Genomic DNA, 19,926 nt, shown 5'->3' with positions numbered 1-19,926 from the left:
CGAGCCGAAGGGGCGCGCCGGGGGAACAGGCCCGGCCGCGCGAAGGAAACCGCGAGGAACGAGCGGTTTCCGAGCACGGCCGGGCCTGTGAGCCCGGCAAAGGCGCCCCGGAGGCGAGGGAACCCCAAAAAAGGGGGGGACCGCCGGCACCCCCGGCCAAAGCCGGGGGGCGGGACGACGGCGGTCCCCGCGAGGGACACGGGCCGGGTCAGGGCCGGCCGCGTCCATGGCGTCCGCGCGGTCCGGGAGCCGCTCCGGAGGCGCGCCGACGCCGTTCGTGGCGCCGGCGGGGGTCCCGGTCTCCCGGGGTTCCCTGCCGACGACCACCACTGTGCCGGGGCCGTGTTAAGCCGGTGCTGCCGCCACGTGTCGGGCTCGTACCGTTTGCGCGTCGTGTGACTACTTCGCGCCCTTGGCGAGGAACGCCAGCAGGTCCTGGCGGCTGACGACCCCGGTGGGCTTGCCCTCGACCAGCACGATCGCCGCGTCGGCCTCGCCCAGCACCGCCATCAGCTCGGTCACCGGTTCGCCGGAGCCGACCTGCGGCAGCGGCGCGCTCATGTGCTTCTCCAGCGGGTCGCCGAGGGAGGCGCGCTGCGCGAACAGCGCCGCGAGCAGTTCCTTCTCCACCACGGAGCCGATGACCTCGGCGGCCATCACGTCGGGGTGGCCGGCGCCGGGCTTGACGATCGGCATCTGCGAGACGCCGTACTCGCGCAGGACCTCGATGGCCTGGCCGACGGTCTCCTCGGGGTGCATGTGGACGAGGGAGGGGATGCCGCCGTCCTTGTCCGCGAGGACCGCGCCGATGCGGGCCGCGGGGCCCGCGTCCTCCAGGAAGCCGTGTCCGGCCATCCACTCGTCGCTGAAGATCTTGCTCATGTAGCCGCGGCCGCTGTCCGGCAGCAGGACGACGACCACGTCGTCCGGGCCCAGCCCCTCGGCGGCCTTCAGCGCCGCGACGACGGCCATGCCGCAGGAGCCGCCGACGAGGAGGCCCTCCTCCTTGGCGAGGCGGCGCGTCATCTGGAAGGAGTCCTTGTCGGACACCGCGATGATCTCGTCGGTGACGTTCGGGTCGTAGGCGGTCGGCCAGAAGTCCTCGCCGACGCCCTCGACCAGGTACGGGCGGCCGGAGCCGCCCGAGTAGACCGAGCCCTCGGGGTCGGCGCCGATGACCTTCACGTTCCCGCCGCTGACCTCCTTGAGGTAGTTGCCGGTGCCGGAGATCGTGCCGCCCGTGCCGACGCCGGCGACGAAGTGGGTGATCTTCCCGTCCGTCTGCTCCCACAGCTCGGGACCGGTGGTCTCGTAGTGCGAGCGCGGGTTGTTCGGGTTGCTGTACTGGTCGGGCTTCCAGGCACCGGGGGTCTCGCGGACCAGGCGGTCGGAGACGTTGTAGTACGAGTCCGGGTGCTCGGGGTCGACCGCGGTCGGGCAGACCACGACCTCGGCGCCGTACGCGCGCAGCACGTTGATCTTGTCCAGGGACACCTTGTCAGGGCAGACGAAGATGCACTTGTAGCCCTTCTGCTGGGCCACGATGGCGAGTCCGACACCGGTGTTGCCACTGGTGGGCTCCACGATGGTGCCACCGGGCTTGAGGGCACCGCTCTGCTCGGCGGCCTCGATCATCCGGACGGCGATCCGGTCCTTCACGGATCCGCCGGGGTTGAAGTACTCGACCTTCGCAAGGACGGTGGCCCGCAGGCCTTCGGTCACACGGTTGAGCTTCACCAGCGGGGTGTTGCCGACGAGGCTGATCATCGAGTCGTGGAATTGCACCATGTTCTCCAGGGAGGGGACTCCACGGGTTCTCCGGGAGGTTTGGCCAGAGTATGCGGAAAGGGATTGGCCGACCGTGCGTACGGGGCAGGAAGGTCAACAAGAGCGAGGGAGGTGGCCTGAAGGGTGTCCAGGGCGAGAACGGCCCGCCGGATCGCGGCGGGGGCAGCGTACGGCGGGGGCGGACTCGGACTGGTGGGGGTCGCCGCGGTCGGTCTGGTACTGGCGGAGGTGCAGTTCGCGAAGCGGACGGTGGGCAACGGGCTGCCGGATCCGCCGCGTGCCGACGGTCTGTACGGGAGCGAGTTCTCCGGGCCGGAGCTGAGTCCGGGACCGCTGCGGATGGGCATGCTGGGCGATTCGACGGCCGCCGGTCTGGGCGTGCGGCGGGCCCGCCAGACGCCGGGCGCGCTGCTGGCCTCGGGCCTCGCGGCGGTGGCGGAGCGGCCGGTGGTGCTGCGGAACGTGGCGCTGTCGGGGGCCATGTCCGACGATCTGGACCGCCAGGTGGGGCTGCTGCTGGACGGGGACGCGCCGCCGCCGGACGTCTGCGTGATCATCATCGGCGCGAACGACGTGACCAAGCGGATGCCGCTCACCCAGTCGGTGCGGCTGCTGACGGCGGCCGTGCGCCGGCTGCGGCTCGCGGGCGCCGAGGTGGTGGTCGGCACCTGCCCCGACCTGGGCACGATCGAGCCGGTGTACCAGCCGCTGCGGTGGATGGCCCGACGGGTCTCGCGGCAGCTGGCCGCCGCGCAGACCATCGGCGTCGTGGCGCTGGGCGCGCGCACCATCTCCATGGGGGACCTGCTGGGGCCGGAGTTCGCGGCGAACCCGCGCGAGATGTTCGGTCCGGACTCCTACCACCCCTCGGCGGAGGGGTACGCGACGGCCGCGATGGCGGTGCTGCCGACGCTGTGCGCGGCGCTGGGCCTGTGGCCGGGTTCCGACCGGCTGGACGTGTCGCGCGACGAGGACATGCTGCCGGTGGCGAAGGCGGCGTCCGCGGCGGCGGGCGAGGCGGGTACGGAGGTCACCCCGGCCCGCGGCCCCTGGGCCCTGCTCAAGCACCGCCGCCGGCGCCGGGTGCCGGATGTGGTGGCGGCCCCGTCGCCGCCGGGACACTGACGCCGACCGCGGGTCCGGCCGCGCCGGGATCCCGGTACGGGCTGCGGGGCGGCGAACAGCGGCGCCCGGCCACGGTCCGGCGCCGCCGGCGGGTGAGGCGCGGACCCGGGAGCACGGCCCCGCGAACCGGGCGGGCGGCGGGACACTGGAGGGGCCCCGGCCCCGGCCGGAACCCGTGAAGCGACGGGGGTCACACATCCAGGGCGGTGACCTCGACCGTACGGGGCGGTAACTTCGCTTGCGGTCCCGCAACGACGCACCCCCTTGGAGCCCCGATGCCCGAAGCCGTCATCGTTTCCACCGCCCGTTCCCCGATCGGGCGCGCCTTCAAGGGGTCCCTCAAGGACGTCCGCCCGGACGACCTGACGGCGACGATCATCCAGGCCGCCCTCGCGAAGGTCCCCGGACTGGACCCGCGCGACATCGACGACCTGATGCTCGGCTGCGGCCTCCCCGGCGGCGAGCAGGGCCACAACCTCGCCCGTATCGTCGCCGTCCAGATGGGCATGGACTTCCTGCCGGGCGCCACCATCACCCGGTACTGCTCCTCCTCCCTGCAGACCTCCCGCATGGCGCTGCACGCCATCAAGGCGGGCGAGGGCGACGTGTTCATCTCGGCCGGCGTCGAGATGGTCTCCCGGTCCGTGAAGGGCAGCTCCGACGGCATGCCGGACACCCACAACCCGCTCTTCGCGGACGCCGAGGCCCGGACCGCCGAGGTCGCCCAGAGCACGGGCGCGTCCTGGCACGACCCGCGCGAGGACGGCCTCGTCCCGGACGCCTACATCGCGATGGGGCAGACCGCCGAGAACCTGGCCCGCCTCAAGGGCGTGACCCGCCAGGACATGGACGAGTTCGGCGTGCGCTCGCAGAACCTCGCCGAGGCCGCCCTGAAGAACGGCTTCTGGCAGCGCGAGATCACCCCGGTCACCACCCCGGACGGCACCGTGGTCTCCGCCGACGACGGCCCGCGCGCCGGCGTCACGCTGGAGGGCGTGCAGGGCCTCAAGCCCGTCTTCCGCCCCGACGGCCTGGTCACGGCCGGCAACTGCTGCCCGCTGAACGACGGCGCCGCCGCGCTGGTCATCATGAGCGACACCAAGGCGCGCGAGCTGGGCCTGACCCCGCTGGCCCGCATCGTGTCCACCGGCGTCACGGGCCTCTCCCCCGAGATCATGGGCCTGGGCCCGGTGGAGGCCTCCAGGCAGGCCCTCAAGCGCGCCGGGCTGACCGTCGGTGACATCGACCTGTTCGAGATCAACGAGGCCTTCGCGGCCCAGGTCATCCCCTCCTACCGGGACCTGGAGATCCCGCTGGAGAAGCTGAACGTCAACGGCGGCGCCATCGCCGTCGGTCACCCGTTCGGGATGACCGGCGCCCGCATCACCGGCACGCTGATCAACAGCCTGCAGTTCCACGACAAGCAGTTCGGCCTGGAGACCATGTGCGTCGGCGGCGGCCAGGGCATGGCCATGGTGATCGAGCGGCTCAGCTGAGCCGGACGCCGTAGCGGAGGGTGAGGGCCCGGTAGCGCCCGGGCGCGGCCCCCCAGGCCCCGCAAGGAATCCTCCCGGTCGCCGCGCCCGGCCGACGCCGGATCCAACCCCGTCGCGGCCGAGCTGTGACCGAATCTCCCCCAGGATGTGACCTACATCCTGGGGGTTCGGCATTTCCCCAGGTCAGCGGCCCTCCCCCCAAGGTCGCCAGGCCGAAAGACCTGTCCAATTCATGACGTAATGCACTGCACGCCATTCCCAGCGGAGGACAAGCTGATGTAGGAAGTCGGGGGATCGAATCAATCAGGAGTTAGTCAGTGAGCGCCATGTCTCTTGCCCTGCTGCTGACCACGGCCGCTGCCACGGCCGTGGGCGCTGCTGCGCTGCACGCCGTCCACGGACTGCGCAAGCAGGTCACGGCCCTGCGCGGTGAGCTGGCGGCGCCGGCCCACCCGCACGCCGCGACCGTCCCGCACGCGCGCAGCGCCGTGGCGTCCCCCGCCGCGGAGATACGAGCCGCCGTCGCCGAGGCCCTCGCCGAGGAGCGCGAGCGCGAGCTGGCCGAAGCGCGGGCCTTCTGGGCCGCGCAGGAGGCCCGCGACGCCGCCGACGCCCCCTCGCTGCTGGGCGGCCTGTCCGGCCTCGGCGAGGAGGGCCCGCTCTTCCTGCCCCGGCAGTCGGACCTGGTCGGCCTGGAGCCGGTCCTGGGCGACGACCTCCTCGCGGGGGGCCTCTCCCTGCCGGACGCCGCGGCGGAGTACCCGGAGGACTCGGCCGAGCTGGCCGCGGCCCGCCGGCGTCACCCCTCGCACCCCGACTTCGTCCCGGTCCAGTCGCACCCCGGCGCCGACCACGAGCGCACGGTCAGCCGCCTGGAGGAGCTCGCGGAGGCCCGTACGGCCCTCGCGGACGTCCGCCCGGGACCCCTGGGCACCCTGGACGTGTACGTCTTCACGGACGGCACCACGCTGTGCATGACCCCGGGCCACCGGGAGACGGCGGAGCGCCTGTGCGAGGCCCTGCGCGCGGGCACCGCGCCCGTCCTGCTGGGCGGCTCGGGCATCTCCGGCGCCTACGCGCTGACCTTCTCCTGCGGTGACTCCGAGGATCCCGACAGCAACGTCTACATCCTGGCGGACCGGGTCATCGCATCGCTCTGACTTCCGCCCGCTCCACCAGCGCCACGGCCTCGTCCAGCAGTGCGGACGGGGCCTTCGCGCCTTCCACATCCCCGCCCCCGTCCCGCAGCGCGGCCAGCGCCTCGGCGAGGTCCAGGCCGGCCACCGCCACCTGGTCCCCCACGACGAAGACCCCCGCGTCCGGCATCACCCGCGCCTCGGACGCCCCGGGCGCCCGCTGATCCCCGCGGGCTCCCTCTGCCCCCTGCGCCGCGGCCTCCAGCCGTTGCGCCCGTACGGCGAGCTCCCGGGCCAGCTCCAGCGCCTCGGCGGCGGCCCCGCGCGTCAGGCGGCTCTGCGGGGCGGCCCGCAGCCGGTCGGCGAATCGTTCCACGGCGTCCGTCAGGGGTGAGGTATCGAGCACCCGGCGACCCTACGCGCCGTCCCGGCACCATTGCCAACGGGCGAACTCTCCGGCACGGTGACGTGAAGAGAACAGCACACGGCGATACCCCCGGAGGCGCCCATGTCCGTAGAGTTCTCCGAGCAGACCCACCGCAACATGATCGACAGAATCCCCCAGACCACCGGTCGTGAGATCTCCGACTGGCTCCAGACCGTCGACGAGGGCCCCTCGCTCGTCCGGTTCGAGGAGAAGGTCAGCTGGCTGCGCGGCGCGCACGAGCTCTCGTACGGCCAGGCCAAGGCGATCATCCACGAGTACGACCTGCGCCGGGCCGCCCGCCGGTTCGGCTGACCCTCCCCCCTCCGCACACGGGAAGGCCCCGCGAGCAGTGCGCTCGCGGGGCCTTCCCCATGCTGTGGAGGACTCCCGCCGGGGCGGGAGCCGGTCCGGCTAGTCGTCGCCGGAGAGGATCTGGAAGAGCCGCAGCAGCTCCAGGTAGATCCACACCAGGGTCAGGGTGAGGCCGAAGGCCGCCAGCCAGGACTCCTCGCGCGGGGCGCCGTAGGTCACGCCGTCCTCGACCTGCTTGAAGTCCAGGGCGAGGAAGCAGGCGCCGAGGACGACACCGATCAGGCCGAAGACGATGCCCAGGCCGCCGCTGCGGAAGCCGAGGCCGTCACCGCCGCCGAAGAGGGCGAACAGCGAATTCGCCAGCATCAGCAGGACGAAGCCGAGGGCCGCGGCCATCACGAAGCCGGTGAAGCGGCGGGTGACGCGGATCCAGCGCATCTTGTACGCGACGAGCACGGCGGCGAAGACGCACATCGTGCCGAGCACGGCCTGGACGACCACGCCGGGGCTGATGTAGGTGCTGGTCACCATGCTGATGACGCCGAGGAAGACGCCCTCGAAGGCCGCGTAGGCCAGGATCAGCGCGGGGGACGGCTTGCGCTTGAAGGACTGGATCATCGCCAGGACGAACGCGACGACCGCCGCGCCGACGGCGATGCCGTACGACTTGTTGACGTTCGCCGGGTCGACGGGCAGCGCGATCCAGGCGAGGGTCGCCGTCACGATCAGGGTGCCGAGCGTCATGGCCGTACGGCTCACGACGTCGTCGATCGTCATGGCGTTGCCGCGCGCCGGCGCCGCCGGCATGCCGGTGGCCGGGTCGGTGGCGTAAGGATTCGTCGCGTACGGATTGGTCGCGGTCCCGGCCTGCGCGTGCTGCGCCTCGAAGCCCGCGTAGCCGCCGTTGTCGCGGCTGAACCCCCGTCGCGAGAAGACCGGGTTGCTGCTCCTCATCTCACTCCTCCATGGCCACCGTGCGCGGCCTTGCCTTCAAGAGTAATGCGCTCGCAAAGAAAGCACCCTACTGCTGAAGGAGGATCTTGGGCGGAGGCGCGGCGAGGTGCCGGCGTGCCGGGGACCAACCGGTGACACGGGGCGGGGCCGCGGAAGTGCCCGGAGCCGGACTTGAACCGGCACGGCCCGAGGGCCAGCGAGGTTTAAGCTCGCCGTGTCTGCATTCCACCATCCGGGCAGCGCGGCGGGCCCCCGTGGAAAAGCCTTGAACGCTGTGCCGAGCCTATCGGGAACCCGGTGGCGGGCAGACGGCCGTCTATCCGATGTTGTCTGATTTTATTGGCGCTTGAGGGGGTGTCAGGGCCGATAAGTCACGGTCGGCACCGTTCCGGGCAAGGCTCTTCCCCTCCCCCGGAATGACGTGATTTCGCTGCCCCGCGCCACCCCGTCCGCCACCCCTGGCCACCCCCCGCCCCGCCCCCGGCGCGCGCCCGCGCGCGGCGGCCGTGCCGGGTCGCCGGGGCGGCCGTCCTCAGGGCTCCTGTCATACCAGAGGAGGAGGCGGACACGCGTGCGGTCAGACTCCAGTGGGCCCGCGAACGGGCACCGGGGCTGATCCGGAGCGGGGGTGGCCGCGGCGAGGATGGAACGGTTCCGTCCCCACCGCAGCAGCCGCTCGACAGGAGTCCCCGTGACCGCCATGAACTACGCCCCGCACCACACCTCCCAGGCCGTGGCCGCCCGCGCCACGCAGCTGTCCAAGGTGTACGGCCAGGGCGAGACCCAGGTGGTCGCGCTCGACAACGTCTCCGTCGACTTCGCCCAGGGCCAGTTCACCGCGATCATGGGCCCCTCCGGCTCCGGCAAGTCCACGCTGATGCACTGCGTCGCCGGCCTGGACACCTTCTCCAGCGGCTCGGTCCGCATCGGTGACACCGAGCTCGGCAGCCTCAAGGACAAGCAGCTCACCCAGCTGCGCCGCGACAAGATCGGCTTCATCTTCCAGGCCTTCAACCTGCTGCCCACCCTGACGGCGCTGGAGAACATCACGCTGCCGATGGACATCGCCGGCCGCAAGCCCGACCGCCAGTGGCTGGACAACGTGATCGCCATGGTCGGCCTGTCCGAGCGCCTCTCCCACCGCCCCACGCAGCTCTCCGGCGGCCAGCAGCAGCGCGTGGCCGTGGCCCGCGCCCTGGCCTCCCGCCCCGAGATCATCTTCGGCGACGAGCCCACCGGAAACCTCGACTCCCGCTCCGGCGCCGAGGTCCTGGGCTTCCTGCGCAACTCGGTCCGCGAGCTCGGCCAGACCGTCGTGATGGTCACCCACGACCCGGTCGCCGCCTCCTACGCGGACCGCGTCGTCTTCCTCGCCGACGGACGCATCGTCGACGAGATGCGCGAGCCCTCCGCCGACGGCGTGCTCGACCGGATGAAGGCCTTCGACGCCAAGGGCCGTACCAGCTGACGCCGGGCCGCCCCGCGGCCCCCCGCAGCCCTCCGCACAGACTTCCAGCCCCAGGACTGAGACCCCATGTTCCGTACCGCCCTGCGCAACGTCCTCGCGCACAAGGCCAGGCTGCTGATGACGGTCCTCGCCGTCACCCTCGGCGTCGCCTTCGTCTCCGGCACCCTCGTCTTCACCGACACGCTCAGCAAGGCCATGTCCAACCAGTCCGCGAAGTCCTACGAGGGCGTCGCGGTCTCCGTCACAGATTACGGCCGCACCCGCGGCGAGGACGGCCAGAAGCAGGGCGAGCCCGGCATAGGCCAGCCCACCCTCGACAAGATCAAGGCCGTCAAGGGCGTCGACTCCGTCTCCGGCCGCGTCCAGGGCTTCGCGGGCGTCGGCGACCAGAACGGCAAGCTGATCGGCAGCGGCTGGGCCAACGCCGGCTCCAACTTCGCCCCCGTCAAGGACGGCAAGGACCCGCGCTACACCTTCACCGACGGCGCCGGCCCGCTGGCGGACGACCAGGTCGCCCTCGACAAGGACAGCGCCGCCAAGGGCGGTTACCACGTCGGCGACAAGGTCCGCGTCGCCACCAACGGCCCGGTCAGGGAGTTCACCCTCACCGGCGTCTTCACCACCGAGGACGGCGCCGTCAACGCGGGCGGCAGCCTCGTCCTGTTCGACACCAAGGTCGCCCAGGAGCTCTACCTCCAGCCCGGCTACTACAGCGAGCTCTCCATCGCGGCCAAGCCCGGCACCACCGCCGACCAGCTGCTCGCCGACGTCAAGCCGCTGCTGTCGAAGAGCGCCGACGCCAAGACCGGCGCCGCGCTCGCCGCCCAGCAGGCCAAGGACATCCAGACCGCCATGTCCGGCATGAGCACCGGCCTGCTGATCTTCGCCGGCGTCTCCCTCTTCGTCGGAATCTTCCTCATCTACAACACCTTCACCATGCTGGTCGCCCAGCGCACCAAGGAGCTGGCACTGCTGCGCGCCGTCGGCGCCCACCGCGGCCAGGTCAAGCGCTCCGTCCTCGCCGAGGCCGGACTCGTCGGCCTGATCTCCTCCGTCATCGGCCTGGCCTGCGGCATCGGCCTGGCGGTGGCCATGCGCTCCGCGATGGACCTCTTCGACGCGAAGATCCCGGCCGGCCCGCTGGTCGTCGCCCCGGTGACCGTCCTGGTCGCGCTGGTCGTCGGTGTCCTCGTGACCATGCTGGCCGCCTGGATGCCCGCCCGCCGGACCGCCAAGATCGCCCCGGTCGCCGCCATGGGCAGCGTCCACCTGCCCGCCACCATGAAGTCCCTGGTGCTGCGCAACATCATCGGCAGCGTCCTGGCCGTCGCCGGCGTCGGCGTGGTCCTGCTCGGCGCCGGGCAGAAGAGCGAGGGCCGCACCACCATCGCCGCCGGTGCGTTCTTCCTGGTCATCGGCCTGTTCGTGCTGCTGCCGATGCTCTCGCGGCCGGTCATCGCGGCGGTCCGCCCGCTGCTGGAGAAGGTGTTCGGCGTCTCCGGCAAGCTGGCCGCGCAGAACGCGGTCCGCAACCCGCGCCGCACCGCCGTCACCGCCGCCTCGCTGACCATCGGCCTCACCCTGGTCACCGCGATGTCGGTCATGGGCATCACCATCGGCCAGGCCGTCGACCGGCTGAGCACGCAGAACATCAAGGCCGACTACCGGGTCACCATGGCCGGCGAGGGCATGAACCTCGACGCGTCGGTGCTCCCCGCCCTGGAGAAGGGCAAGGGCGTCACCGCCGTCTCCCCGAAGACCATGGAGAGCGTCAAGATCGGCGGCGAGTTCCGGACGGTCAGCGGCGTCAACCCGGCCGCCCTCGACGCGGTGCTGAACGTCAAGACCACCGCCGGCGACCTCGCCGCCCTCGGTCAGGGCAAGCTGATGGTCTCCGCCAAGGAGGCGGCCAAGCGCGGCCTCGCGGTCGGGTCCACCGTCGAGGCCCGGTACGACGACGGCCGACAGGCCACGCTCCAGGTCGGCGCCCTCTTCGACGGCAAGGACCAGCTGGAGGACTACGTCCTCGACAACAAGCTCCTCGCCGCGCACAACGAGTCGCAGTACCTGCCCGAGGTTCTCGTCAAGACCTCCGGCGGCGCCTCCGAAGCCGGCCGGCAGGCCGTCATCGACGCCCTCGGCAAGAACCCGGCGATCAAGGTCTCCGACAAGGCCGCCATGCGCGACGAGATGGCCGGCATGATCAACACGTCCCTGAACATCATGTACGGGCTGCTCGGCATGGCCCTGATCATCGCGGTCCTCGGCGTGATCAACACCCTCGCGATGTCCGTCTACGAGCGCCAGCAGGAGATCGGCATGCTGCGGGCCGTCGGCCTCGACCGGGGCAAGGTCAAGAACATGATCCGCCTGGAGGCCGTGGTCATCTCGCTCTTCGGCGCGGTCCTCGGCATCGGCGTCGGCGTCTTCCTCGCCTGGGCCGGCGGCAGGACGATCGCGGGCTCCGTCCCCGGCTACGAGCTGGTGATCCCCTTCGACCGGATCGGGATCTTCTTCCTCCTCGCCGGACTGGTCGGCGTCCTGGCCGCCATGTGGCCGGCCCGCAGCGCCGCCCGGCTGAACATGCTGACCGCCATCAAGACCGAGTAGCGGCGGCGCGGTACGCACACGAGGGCCCCGGGGCGCACCGCCCCGGGGCCCTCGGCGTCACCGCGTCACGCCGTCCAGGTGCGCGTCCGCAGTGGCAGCCCCGAGGCCCCTCCGCCCCCGGGCCGTACCGCCAGGACCTGGTTGACGCCGAGCCGGCCCCGTTCGAAGCCGAGCGCCGAGGCCGCCATGTAGAGCAGCCAGACCCGCGCACGTCCCGGCGAGGTCAGCCGTACGGCCTCCGCCCAGTGCTCCTCCAGCCGCGCCACCCAGGCCCGCAGGGTCAGCGCGTAGTGCTCGCGCAGCGCCTGGACGTCACGCACCTCGAAGCCGGCCCGCTCCAGTTCGCCGACCGTGGTGCCGATCGGGGAGAGCTCCCCGTCCGGGAACACGTACGCGTCGATGAACTCGTCGATCCGGTACGCCTCCTCGTCGGGCTCCGGCCGGCGCGCGATCTGGTGGTTCAGCAGCCGGCCGCCGGGCGCGAGCAGCGCGTAGAGGTCGTCGGCGTACTCGCGGTAGCGGGCGGAGCCGACGTGTTCGGCCATCCCGATCGAGGAGATCGCGTCGTACGGGCCGTCCTTGACGTCCCGGTAGTCCTGCACCCGGATCTCGATCCGGTCGGTCAGGCCCTCCTCGGCGATCCGTTTGCGGGCGTACGCGGCCTGCTCGCGCGACAGGGTCACGCCGGTGACCCGGACCCCGTACTCGCGGGCGGCGTGCAGGGCCATGGAGCCCCAGCCGCAGCCGACGTCGAGCAGCCGGTCGCCCTCCTTCAGGCCGAGCTTGCGGCAGACCAGGTCGAGCTTGTCGCGCTGGGCCTCCTCCAGGGTGGCGCCCGGGCTCCAGTAGGCGCACGAGTAGACCATCGAGGGGCCCAGCACCCGCGCGTAGAACGCGTTGCCCACGTCGTAGTGGTGGCTGATGGCCTGGCGGTCGCGGCCCTTGGAGTGGATCGGTCCGCCGTGGCGGACCGCTTCCTCGGGGGGCGGCGGCGGGGCGGTCCAGGGCCGGGCCAGCGCCACGAGTTCCCGTACGGCGGCCCGGGCCGCCGGGTCGCGCAGTAACGCGGCCGTCCCGGCGGCGCCGGAGGCCCGCGCGGGCAGGTGCGGGCGCAGGGCGGCGAGCCGGGCCAGGCCCGCGCGGGGCGGCGGCGGGGCGGGGGCGGCGGCGGGCTCGCGTTCCCAGAGCAGCCCGGCCACCCGCTCCAGTACGTCGAACAGGTCGCCGTCGACCGTCAGGTCCCCGGCGACCCAGGCGCGGGCGAGCCCCAGCTCCCCCGGCTTCCACAGCATCCGGCGCAGGGCGCGCCGGTGGTTCAGCACCAGGGCGGGTCCGGTGGGGGGTCCGGCTTCGCTGCCGTCCCAGGCCCGTATGCGGACGGGCAGGGGGGCGCCCAGCAGGGTTTCGGCAAGAGCGGCCAGCCGCGGCGCGGCGTCGGTCATCGTAGGCACCTCCAGAAGTTCCGACCGGACGGCCTACCCATTCCGGGCTCGCGTCAACCGGATCCCGGCGCCGGGTACGCCGAAGGGGCCGCCCGCACCACGGATGGCGGGCGGCCCCTTCGGGGACGTGCGGTACTGCTCAGGTTCCCGGCGGCGTGCGCCGGGTCAGGAGGCCTTGGCCTTCGCGGCCGGAGCGGTCGCGGCGGCCGGAGCCGGGGCCGGCTTGGCGGCCTCGTAGAACTCCTCGCGCGGGGTCTCCAGCGCACCGAGGGAGACGACCTCGCGCTTGAGGAACATGCCGAGGGTCCAGTCGGCGAAGACGCGGATCTTGCGGTTCCAGGTCGGCATGGCCATGCCGTGGTAGCCACGGTGCATGTACCAGGCGAGCCGGCCCTTGAGCTTGATCTTCATCTTGCCCATGACGATCATCGCGACGCCCTTGTGGAGGCCGAGGCCCGCCACCGCACCCTTGTTGGAGTGCGAGTACTCCGACTGCGGGAAGCCGCGCATGCCGGAGATGACGTTGTCGCCGAGGACCTTGGCCTGGCGCAGCGCGTGCTGGGCGTTCGGCGGGCACCAGGCGTTCTCGACGCCGGCCTTGCGGGCGGCCATGTCGGGAACCTGGGCGTTGTCGCCGGCGGTCCAGATGTAGTCGGTGCCCTTGACCTGGAGGGTCGGCTCGGCGTCCACGTGGCCGCGGGGGCCGAGCGGCAGGCCATAGAGGGCCAGGACCGGGTTGGGCTTGACGCCGGCGGTCCAGACGATGGTGTTGGAGTCGACCTCAAGGCCGTTCTTCAGCACCACGTGGCCGTCCACGCAGGAGTCCATGGAGGTGTTCAGGTAGATCTCGATGCCGCGCGACTCAAGGTGCTCCTTGCCCCAGGTGCCGAGCTTGGGCCCGACCTCGGGGAGGATCTTGTCGGCCGCGTCGACCAGGATGAAGCGCATGTCCTCGCGCTTGATCGTGGAGTAGTACTTCGCGGCGTCGCGGGCCATGTCCTCGACCTCGCCGATCGTCTCGGCGCCGGCGAAGCCGCCGCCGACGAAGACGAAGGTGAGCGCCTTGCGGCGGACGTTCTCGTCCGTCGTGGACTCGGCCTTGTCGAGCTGTTCGAGGACGTGGTTGCGCAGGCCGATGCCCTCTTCCACGCCCTTCATGCCGATGCCCTGTTCGGCGAGGCCGGGGATCGGGAAGGTGCGCGAGACGGCGCCGAGCGCGATCACCAGGTAGTCGAAGGGCAGCTCGTACGCCTCGCCGACCAGCGGCGTGACGACGGCGACCTTGCGGTCCTGGTCGATGGTCGTGACCCGGCCGGTGAGGACCTCTGCCTTGGGCAGCACGCGTCGCAGCGGTACGACGACGTGCCGAGGCGAGATGCTGCCTGCGGCCACTTCGGGGAGGAAGGGCTGGTAGGTCATGTACGAGCGCGGGTCGACGACCGTGACGGTCGCCTCGCCGTAGCGCATCTTCTTCATGATGCGCTTGGCTGCGTACAGGCCTACGTACCCACCTCCTACAACGAGGATCCTGGGACGCTCCGTGGTGCTCATGCAACGAGTATCCAGCACCCTCAGGGGTGACGCTCGTGAGCCCCTTCACAAGGTGCTACGGGGCCTCTGCTACACTGCGCCGCCCACGTGACCCAGATCATGACGCGCGACGGGAACCACAGCCCCCCGAAGATCGTTGTTCACCCGTCCTGAACTGGCCTCCGAGGCCCGGACCGGACTGGACCACCGGCCTTCGTCCCTACCTCCGATACGAAACCCGTCGCCTGCCTTCTTCACACAAACGCACGGAGAAACGGCCCTGCGACCCCCCGAAACCCCTCGAACGGCCCTTCTGTTGACCGACCGAGGGGCTTTCTCTTGTGAAGAACTTCACGAACTTCGTACGACCGGAAGCCCTCCGGCCCCCCGAAGATCGTCCACACCACCCCCGCACGGCCCACACCCGTCCCGCCCTCCCCCACCCCACGACCCACCCACCGGGCGGAACCCGAGCTTCAGCGTGGGTGCAGGCCGCAAGCGCACACTGAGGCCATGAGTGAGAACGTCGTGACCGTGCGCGAAGCGCGTGCCCACCTCGCCGACCACATCAACCGCGCCGAGCAGGGCTCCCCGACCGTCATCACGCGCGATGGCGCCCCCGTGGCGGCCCTCGTCCCCATCGCCGACTTCCGCGCACTGGAAGACGCGGCCGACGAGCTGCTCGCCCGCGAGGCCGAGGCGGTTCTGGCCGGGGGCGGCCCCACGGCGACGATGGCCGCCCTGCTCGCCGACCTGTTCACGGAACGAGGCGGCGGCCCGGCGTGAAGTACGCGTTCCGTTCCACTGCGGGGCTGGACGGCGAGCTCGTCGTCCTCATCGTCACGGCCGGTGACCGCCGCCACGTCCACCGCGCCATCCGAACGCGACCGCGGCGCTCTGGTCGGCTCACCAGAGCGCCGCGGCGCAACACAACGGCGCGTCAGGGCCCCGGCTTCTCCGTCTCCACCGCGTCGGCGGCGGACCAGGCGATGCCGTCCAGGATGTCGTGTTCCGAGACGACGACCTCGGTGGCGCCCGTGCGTTCCATGATGGCGAGGAGGACCAGGGCGCCGGCGCCGATCACGTCGACGCGGCCCGGGTGCATCACCGGGATCGCGGCGCGTTCGGCGTGGGTCGAGGTCAGCATGCGCTCGCTGATCTCGCGGACCCGCTCGTAGGGGACGCGGGCGTGGTGGATCGCCGTGCTGTCGTACTCCGGCAGGTCCAGGGCGATGGCGGCGACCGTGGTCACCGAGCCCGCCAGGCCCACCAGCGTGCGGGCCCGCGCCAGCGGGACCGTCTCGGCGGCCAGGTCCAGCGCCGCCTCGATGTCGGCGCGCAGGGCGGCGACCTGCGCCGGAGTCGGCGGGTCGGTGACCTCGCCGTCCACGACCAGGTGGCGTTCGGTCATCCGGACGCAGCCCACGTCCACCGAGCGCGCGGCCTCCACGTGCTCCCCGCCGACCACGAACTCCGTCGAGCCGCCGCCGATGTCCACCACCAGGAACGGCCGTTCCAGGTCGGTGCGGCCGGTCAGCTCCTTGGTGGCGCCGGTGAAGGAGAACTCCGCCTCCTGGTCGCCGGAGATCACCTCCGGCTCGACGCCGAGGATGTCCACGACGCCCCGTACGAACTCCTCGCGGTTCTCGGCGTCGCGCGAGGCCGAGGTGGCCACGAAACGCACCCGCTCGGCGCCCAGCTCCTTGATCACCGCCGCGTAGTCGCGGCAGGCCGCGAAGGTGCGCTCCAGCGCCTCCGGGGCCAGCCGGCCGGTGCGGTCGACGCCCTGGCCGAGGCGGACGACGGTCATCCGGCGGTCCAGCTCGGTCAGCTCACCGGTGGCCGGGTCCAGGTCGGCGACGAGCAGGCGGATGGAGTTCGTACCGCAGTCGACGGCCGCGACCCGGGTCACTCCGCGGCCTCAGCGCGCTCCGCGCACGGGGTCACGCAGGCGCCCTTGGCCCACCACTCGGGCAGCATCGCCAGGGCCTCGTCGCCGAACGGGTTCACCCCCGGGCCGGCCGCCAGCGAGTGGCCGACCAGCACGTGCAGGCACTTGACCCGGTCCGGCATGCCGCCGGCGCTCGGGAAGCCCTGGAGCACCTCGATGGCGTCCCGGCGCCGGATGTAGTCCTCGTGCGCGGCCTGGTACGCGGCGGCCAGCTCGGGGTCCTCCGCGAGGCGGGCCTGCATCTCCTTCATGACGCCGTTGGCCTCCAGCGTGCCGATGGCGGAGGCCGCCCGGGGGCACGTCAGGTAGTACAGCGTCGGGAAGGGGGTGCCGTCGGGCAGCCGCGGGGCGGTCTCCACGACGTCCGGCTGCCCGCAGGGGCAGCGGTGCGCGATGGCGCGCAGCCCGCGCGGGGGGCGGCCGAGCTGCTGCTCGAACGCCTCGATGTCCGCGTCGGTCGGCTCGGTCCGGTCGGTCTGGGGCGGGGGCGTCTGCATGCCTGGAGGGAGTCTCTTCGTTCTCGTGGATGGGTGGGTGCGGGCGGGACGGGCGGGCGCGCGGGGCTCACTCGCCGGGGCGGTCGGCCTTGTCGACGCCGTCCCAGACGTTGGAGTACCAGGGCCGCTCGGCCCCGTTCTGTCCGCCGCGGCGGTGTTCCGCAGCGCCCGATCCGGGGTCGGTCATGATGTAGCCGACCTCCCCCGGGCGCAGGAAGTGCAGGTGCCTGCGGGCCTGCTGCTCCGCGTAGGCGGGGTCCTGCCAGCGGGCCTTCTCGTCGCGGAGCTGGTCGAGGCGCCTGCGCGCGTCGGCGGCGGCCCGCTGCTGGTCCGCGATCTCCGAGCGCTGGGAGACGTACTGGCGCATCGGATACGCGAGGGCGACGACCAGGGTACAGAGGACGAGCACCAGCAGGGCCGCCCGGCCGGTGAGGCGGCTGCGCCGGACGACCCGGCGCGACTGCGAGCGGTAGACGTGCGCGGCGGTCCGTTCGCCGAGCTGCCTCAGCCGGGTCGCCGTCGAGAAGGTGGAGAACCGGTCCCGGTTCCCGGCCATGATCCCGCCTCCCCTGTGCGCGCCCTACGCAATACGTCCCCGCACACGGTACGGGACCGAGTGCGGGGACGTACGGAGGCTGGATCGGGATTAGCCCTTGAAGCGGGGGAAGGCGGAGCGGCCCGCGTACACGGCGGCGTCGTCGAGGATCTCCTCGATGCGCAGCAGCTGGTTGTACTTGGCGACGCGGTCCGAGCGGGCCGGGGCGCCGGTCTTGATCTGGCCGCAGTTCACGGCGACGGCGAGGTCGGCGATGGTGACGTCCTCGGTCTCGCCGGAACGGTGCGACATCATGCACTTGAAGCCGTTGCGCTGGGCCATCTCGACGGCGTCCAGGGTCTCGGTCAGCGAACCGATCTGGTTCACCTTCACGAGCAGGGCGTTCGCGGAGCCCTCCTCGATGCCGCGGGCCAGACGCTCCGGGTTGGTGACGAAGAGGTCGTCGCCGACGATCTGGACCTTGGAGCCCAGCTTGTCGGTGAGGGTCTTCCAGCCGGCCCAGTCGTCCTCGTACAGCGGGTCCTCGATGGAGACCATCGGGTACGCGGAGACGAGCTCCTCGTAGTACTCGGTCATCTCGGCGGCCGAGCGGGACTGGCCCTCGAACTCGTACTTGCCGTCCTTGTAGAACTCGGACGCGGCGACGTCGAGCGCGAGCGCGATGTCCTTGCCCGGGACGTAGCCGGCCTGCTTGATGGCCTCGACGATGAGGTCGAGCGCGGCGCGGTTGGACTCCAGGTTCGGGGCGAAGCCGCCCTCGTCGCCGAGGCCGGTGGACAGGCCCTTGGTGTGCAGGACCTTCTTGAGGGTGTGGTAGACCTCGGCGCCCCAGCGCAGCGCCTCGGAGAAGGACTCCGCGCCGATCGGGGCGATCATGAACTCCTGGATGTCGACGTTGGAGTCGGCGTGCGACCCACCGTTCAGGATGTTCATCATCGGAACGGGCAGCAGGTGCGCGTTCGGGCCGCCCAGGTAGCGGAACAGCGGCAGGTCCGAGGCCTCGGACGCGGCGTGCGCGACGGCGAGGGAGACGCCGAGGATGGCGTTGGCGCCGAGCGAGGCCTTGTTGTCGGTGGCGTCCAGGTCGAACATGGCCTGGTCGATCAGCCGCTGCTCGGTGGCGTCGTAGCCGACGAGCTCCGGGCCGATCTGCTCGATGACGGCGAGGACGGCCTTCTCGACACCCTTGCCCATGTAACGGTTGGGGTCACCGTCGCGGAGCTCGATGGCCTCGAACGCTCCGGTGGAGGCGCCGGACGGGACTGCAGCACGGCCGGTGCTGCCATCGTCGAGGCCCACCTCGACCTCGACCGTGGGGTTGCCTCGGGAGTCCAGGATTTCCCGGGCTACGACGACGTCGATGGACGGCACGAGCATCTCCTTCTGGGATGTGACGCTGGGTGTGCGGTGGCATGTCTGGCCGTCGGACGGCCTTGCCGACTAGAGCCTAACCGGCTCCGGGCACTCGACCGTCCGACCGCCCGGGTCCTGGGACGAAAAAGGGTCCGAATACCCGCCTTCCCGGACATACGGCTCGCGGTCGAGCCCGCCCGAAGGGCGCCGGAGGACACCGGAAGGCCCGCGGCCACGGACAGCACGCCGCCGCCCGGCGCGTGGGGGACACGTGCCGGGCGGCGGAGGGTGCTGCGGGTGTTACGGGTACCGCGGGTGTTGCCCGGGAATTCAGCTGAGCTTCAGCTTCTGCCCCGGGAAGATCAGGTCGGCGTCGTCGACGATGTCCTTGTTGAGCTCGAAGACCTTCTCCCAGCCGCCCTTGACGCCGTTGGCCTGGGCGATGGTGCCGAGGGTGTCGCCCTCCTTGACCTCGTACGAGCCGTTGCCGGTCTTCACGGTGCCGGACTGCGGGGCGGTCTTCACCGGCGCCGGGGCCTCGGAGCGCTCGGAGCGGGTGACCGGGGCCTCGGACGGGCGCTTGGTCTCCGCCTTCGGGGTGGCCGGCTTGACGGGAGCGGGCTTCGCGGGCTTCGCGGCCTCGGGCTTCGTCTCGGGCTTCGGCTTCGACGGGGTGGTGGTCGAGCCGCCGCCGCTGTACGAGGAGTTGGACAGGCCGACGCCGCAGGACGGCCAGGCGCCCTTGCCCTGGCCCTTGAGGACCTTCTCGGCGATGGCTATCTGCTGCGACTTGGAGGCCTGGTTGGCCTGCGCGGCGTACGCCTTGCCGCCGTACGCGGCCCACGTGGAGGACGTGAACTGCAGGCCGCCGTAGAAGCCGTTGCCCGTGTTGATCGACCAGTTGCCGCCGGACTCGCAGGAGGCGACCTTGTCCCACTCGGACGCGGTGGCGGCGCTGGCGGAGCCAGCGGCCATCAGAGGGGCCGCGACGGCGACACCGGCGACACCGGCGAGCGTGACGATGCGGACGGCCTTGGAGCCGCGGCGGTGCTTGCCCTTGCCGGAAAGCAGCATGGAGTTCTCCTCACCGACGCCTTCGAGGTGAGCTGTCGGGTTCGGGCGGATGAGTTGCCCGGTCACGTGTCGAGCACGTGGCTTAACCCCTAGCCGGTCGCGGCCGTCTGAACGGCCTTGCCCGGCGCCTACCTTGGTTCCCCCGCTCCTGCCTTCGGCGCTTGACGCGACGACTGTTCCCTCCGTCCGCCGGCAGGATTCGGCGAT

Annotated in this window: 17 protein-coding genes, 1 tRNA gene and 1 riboswitch; of the genes, 7 read left to right on the top strand and 11 right to left on the bottom strand. The window is 71.8% G+C overall.

Features of this window, described 5'->3' with window-relative positions; translation table 11 throughout:
• Positions 1-399 precede the first annotated feature (399 nt).
• Entirely contained in the window at positions 400-1,785 is a 1,386-nt protein-coding gene (locus ACZ6ZT_RS17885) for a cystathionine beta-synthase (RefSeq protein WP_469720172.1), read from the bottom strand.
• Between the two features lie 126 nt (positions 1,786-1,911).
• On the opposite strand from ACZ6ZT_RS17885, the gene ACZ6ZT_RS17880 reads away from it, so the two are divergent.
• The 3 genes from ACZ6ZT_RS17880 (at position 1,912) to ACZ6ZT_RS17870 (ending at position 5,569) form a co-directional block, all read left to right on the top strand.
• Complete coding sequence (locus ACZ6ZT_RS17880; RefSeq protein ID WP_469720105.1) at positions 1,912-2,913, top strand: SGNH/GDSL hydrolase family protein; 1,002 nt, start codon at positions 1,912-1,914, stop codon at positions 2,911-2,913.
• A 275-nt stretch (positions 2,914-3,188) separates the two neighbouring features.
• Positions 3,189-4,409, top strand: a complete 1,221-nt coding sequence (locus ACZ6ZT_RS17875) for an acetyl-CoA C-acetyltransferase (RefSeq protein ID WP_469720104.1) — start codon at positions 3,189-3,191, stop codon at positions 4,407-4,409.
• A 326-nt stretch (positions 4,410-4,735) separates the two neighbouring features.
• Positions 4,736-5,569, top strand: a complete 834-nt coding sequence (locus tag ACZ6ZT_RS17870; RefSeq protein WP_469720171.1) for a hypothetical protein — start codon at positions 4,736-4,738, stop codon at positions 5,567-5,569.
• Here the strand turns inward: ACZ6ZT_RS17870 and ACZ6ZT_RS17865 are convergent.
• Positions 5,553-5,951 carry a hypothetical protein gene (locus tag ACZ6ZT_RS17865; protein ID WP_469720103.1) on the bottom strand — a complete coding sequence of 133 codons (399 nt, stop codon included), beginning with the start codon at positions 5,949-5,951 and terminating at the stop codon, positions 5,553-5,555. The two genes, ACZ6ZT_RS17870 and ACZ6ZT_RS17865, sit on opposite strands and share 17 nt — an antisense overlap.
• Before the next feature lie 102 nt (positions 5,952-6,053).
• Between ACZ6ZT_RS17865 and ACZ6ZT_RS17860 the strand changes: the two genes are divergently transcribed.
• Positions 6,054-6,284, top strand: coding sequence for a DUF4287 domain-containing protein (locus ACZ6ZT_RS17860; RefSeq protein WP_469720102.1), 231 nt, complete (start codon positions 6,054-6,056; stop codon positions 6,282-6,284).
• A 99-nt stretch (positions 6,285-6,383) separates the two neighbouring features.
• Here the strand turns inward: ACZ6ZT_RS17860 and ACZ6ZT_RS17855 are convergent, their stop codons facing one another.
• Together ACZ6ZT_RS17855 and ACZ6ZT_RS17850 are read right to left on the bottom strand one after the other, a co-directional pair.
• Positions 6,384-7,238, bottom strand: coding sequence for a Bax inhibitor-1/YccA family protein (locus tag ACZ6ZT_RS17855; protein ID WP_469720101.1), 855 nt, complete (start codon positions 7,236-7,238; stop codon positions 6,384-6,386).
• Between the two features lie 156 nt (positions 7,239-7,394).
• Positions 7,395-7,476 (bottom strand) — tRNA-Leu (locus ACZ6ZT_RS17850).
• A gap of 462 nt (positions 7,477-7,938) precedes the next feature.
• Between ACZ6ZT_RS17850 and ACZ6ZT_RS17845 the strand changes: the two genes are divergently transcribed.
• The gene (locus tag ACZ6ZT_RS17845) at positions 7,939-8,706 is read left to right on the top strand and encodes an ABC transporter ATP-binding protein (protein WP_469720170.1); all 768 of its coding nucleotides are present in this window, start codon (positions 7,939-7,941) and stop codon (positions 8,704-8,706) included.
• 66 nt (positions 8,707-8,772) lie between these two features.
• The gene (locus ACZ6ZT_RS17840) at positions 8,773-11,316 is read left to right on the top strand and encodes an ABC transporter permease (RefSeq protein WP_469720100.1); all 2,544 of its coding nucleotides are present in this window, start codon (positions 8,773-8,775) and stop codon (positions 11,314-11,316) included.
• A 65-nt stretch (positions 11,317-11,381) separates the two neighbouring features.
• Here ACZ6ZT_RS17840 and ACZ6ZT_RS17835 read toward each other — a convergent pair whose 3' ends face one another.
• The gene (locus ACZ6ZT_RS17835; protein WP_469720099.1) at positions 11,382-12,758 is read right to left on the bottom strand and encodes a class I SAM-dependent methyltransferase; all 1,377 of its coding nucleotides are present in this window, start codon (positions 12,756-12,758) and stop codon (positions 11,382-11,384) included.
• Positions 12,759-12,923: 165 nt separating this feature from the next.
• Positions 12,924-14,309 (bottom strand): NAD(P)/FAD-dependent oxidoreductase, encoded by a 1,386-nt coding sequence (locus ACZ6ZT_RS17830; protein ID WP_469720098.1) that lies wholly within the window; start codon positions 14,307-14,309, stop codon positions 12,924-12,926.
• A gap of 492 nt (positions 14,310-14,801) precedes the next feature.
• Here ACZ6ZT_RS17830 and ACZ6ZT_RS17825 point away from each other — a divergent pair, with 492 nt between their 5' ends.
• A complete protein-coding gene (locus ACZ6ZT_RS17825; protein WP_469720097.1) occupies positions 14,802-15,074 on the top strand; it encodes a type II toxin-antitoxin system Phd/YefM family antitoxin in 273 nt (90 codons plus the stop codon).
• Positions 15,075-15,228: 154 nt separating this feature from the next.
• Here the strand turns inward: ACZ6ZT_RS17825 and ACZ6ZT_RS17820 are convergent, their stop codons facing one another.
• From ACZ6ZT_RS17820 to ACZ6ZT_RS17800, 5 genes are all read right to left on the bottom strand, one after another.
• Complete coding sequence (locus ACZ6ZT_RS17820; RefSeq protein ID WP_469720096.1) at positions 15,229-16,200, bottom strand: Ppx/GppA phosphatase family protein; 972 nt, start codon at positions 16,198-16,200, stop codon at positions 15,229-15,231.
• Positions 16,197-16,736, bottom strand: coding sequence for a DUF501 domain-containing protein (locus ACZ6ZT_RS17815; RefSeq protein WP_469720095.1), 540 nt, complete (start codon positions 16,734-16,736; stop codon positions 16,197-16,199). Before ACZ6ZT_RS17815 ends, ACZ6ZT_RS17820 begins: the two co-directional genes overlap by 4 nt.
• Positions 16,737-16,803: 67 nt before the next feature.
• Entirely contained in the window at positions 16,804-17,292 is a 489-nt protein-coding gene (locus ACZ6ZT_RS17810; RefSeq protein WP_469720094.1) for an FtsB family cell division protein, read from the bottom strand.
• Between the two features lie 90 nt (positions 17,293-17,382).
• Positions 17,383-18,669, bottom strand: coding sequence for a phosphopyruvate hydratase (gene eno / locus ACZ6ZT_RS17805; RefSeq protein WP_401185177.1), 1,287 nt, complete (start codon positions 18,667-18,669; stop codon positions 17,383-17,385).
• Between the two features lie 306 nt (positions 18,670-18,975).
• Positions 18,976-19,719: a transglycosylase family protein gene (locus tag ACZ6ZT_RS17800; RefSeq protein WP_469720093.1), complete on the bottom strand. Its 744-nt coding sequence runs from the start codon at positions 19,717-19,719 to the stop codon at positions 18,976-18,978.
• A 2-nt stretch (positions 19,720-19,721) separates the two neighbouring features.
• A riboswitch (cyclic di-AMP (ydaO/yuaA leader) is annotated at positions 19,722-19,889 on the bottom strand.
• Between the last annotated feature and the right edge of the window lie 37 nt (positions 19,890-19,926).

Source organism: Streptomyces sp. NPDC102258, assembly GCF_055584685.1.
This window is presented reverse-complemented; position numbering and strand designations above follow the sequence as displayed.

Coding starts and splice junctions, on each gene's coding strand:
- ACZ6ZT_RS17875 (WP_469720104.1), top strand. CDS start 3,189: ATGCCCGAAGCCGTCATCGTTTCCACCGCCCGTTCCCCGATCGGGCGC.
- ACZ6ZT_RS17870 (WP_469720171.1), top strand. CDS start 4,736: ATGTCTCTTGCCCTGCTGCTGACCACGGCCGCTGCCACGGCCGTGGGC.
- ACZ6ZT_RS17860 (WP_469720102.1), top strand. CDS start 6,054: ATGTCCGTAGAGTTCTCCGAGCAGACCCACCGCAACATGATCGACAGA.
- ACZ6ZT_RS17855 (WP_469720101.1), bottom strand. CDS start 7,238: ATGAGGAGCAGCAACCCGGTCTTCTCGCGACGGGGGTTCAGCCGCGAC.
- ACZ6ZT_RS17845 (WP_469720170.1), top strand. CDS start 7,939: ATGAACTACGCCCCGCACCACACCTCCCAGGCCGTGGCCGCCCGCGCC.
- ACZ6ZT_RS17840 (WP_469720100.1), top strand. CDS start 8,773: ATGTTCCGTACCGCCCTGCGCAACGTCCTCGCGCACAAGGCCAGGCTG.
- ACZ6ZT_RS17835 (WP_469720099.1), bottom strand. CDS start 12,758: ATGACCGACGCCGCGCCGCGGCTGGCCGCTCTTGCCGAAACCCTGCTG.
- ACZ6ZT_RS17830 (WP_469720098.1), bottom strand. CDS start 14,309: ATGAGCACCACGGAGCGTCCCAGGATCCTCGTTGTAGGAGGTGGGTAC.
- ACZ6ZT_RS17825 (WP_469720097.1), top strand. CDS start 14,802: ATGAGTGAGAACGTCGTGACCGTGCGCGAAGCGCGTGCCCACCTCGCC.
- ACZ6ZT_RS17815 (WP_469720095.1), bottom strand. CDS start 16,736: ATGCAGACGCCCCCGCCCCAGACCGACCGGACCGAGCCGACCGACGCG.
- ACZ6ZT_RS17810 (WP_469720094.1), bottom strand. CDS start 17,292: ATGGCCGGGAACCGGGACCGGTTCTCCACCTTCTCGACGGCGACCCGG.
- eno (WP_401185177.1), bottom strand. CDS start 18,669: ATGCTCGTGCCGTCCATCGACGTCGTCGTAGCCCGGGAAATCCTGGAC.
- ACZ6ZT_RS17800 (WP_469720093.1), bottom strand. CDS start 19,719: ATGCTGCTTTCCGGCAAGGGCAAGCACCGCCGCGGCTCCAAGGCCGTC.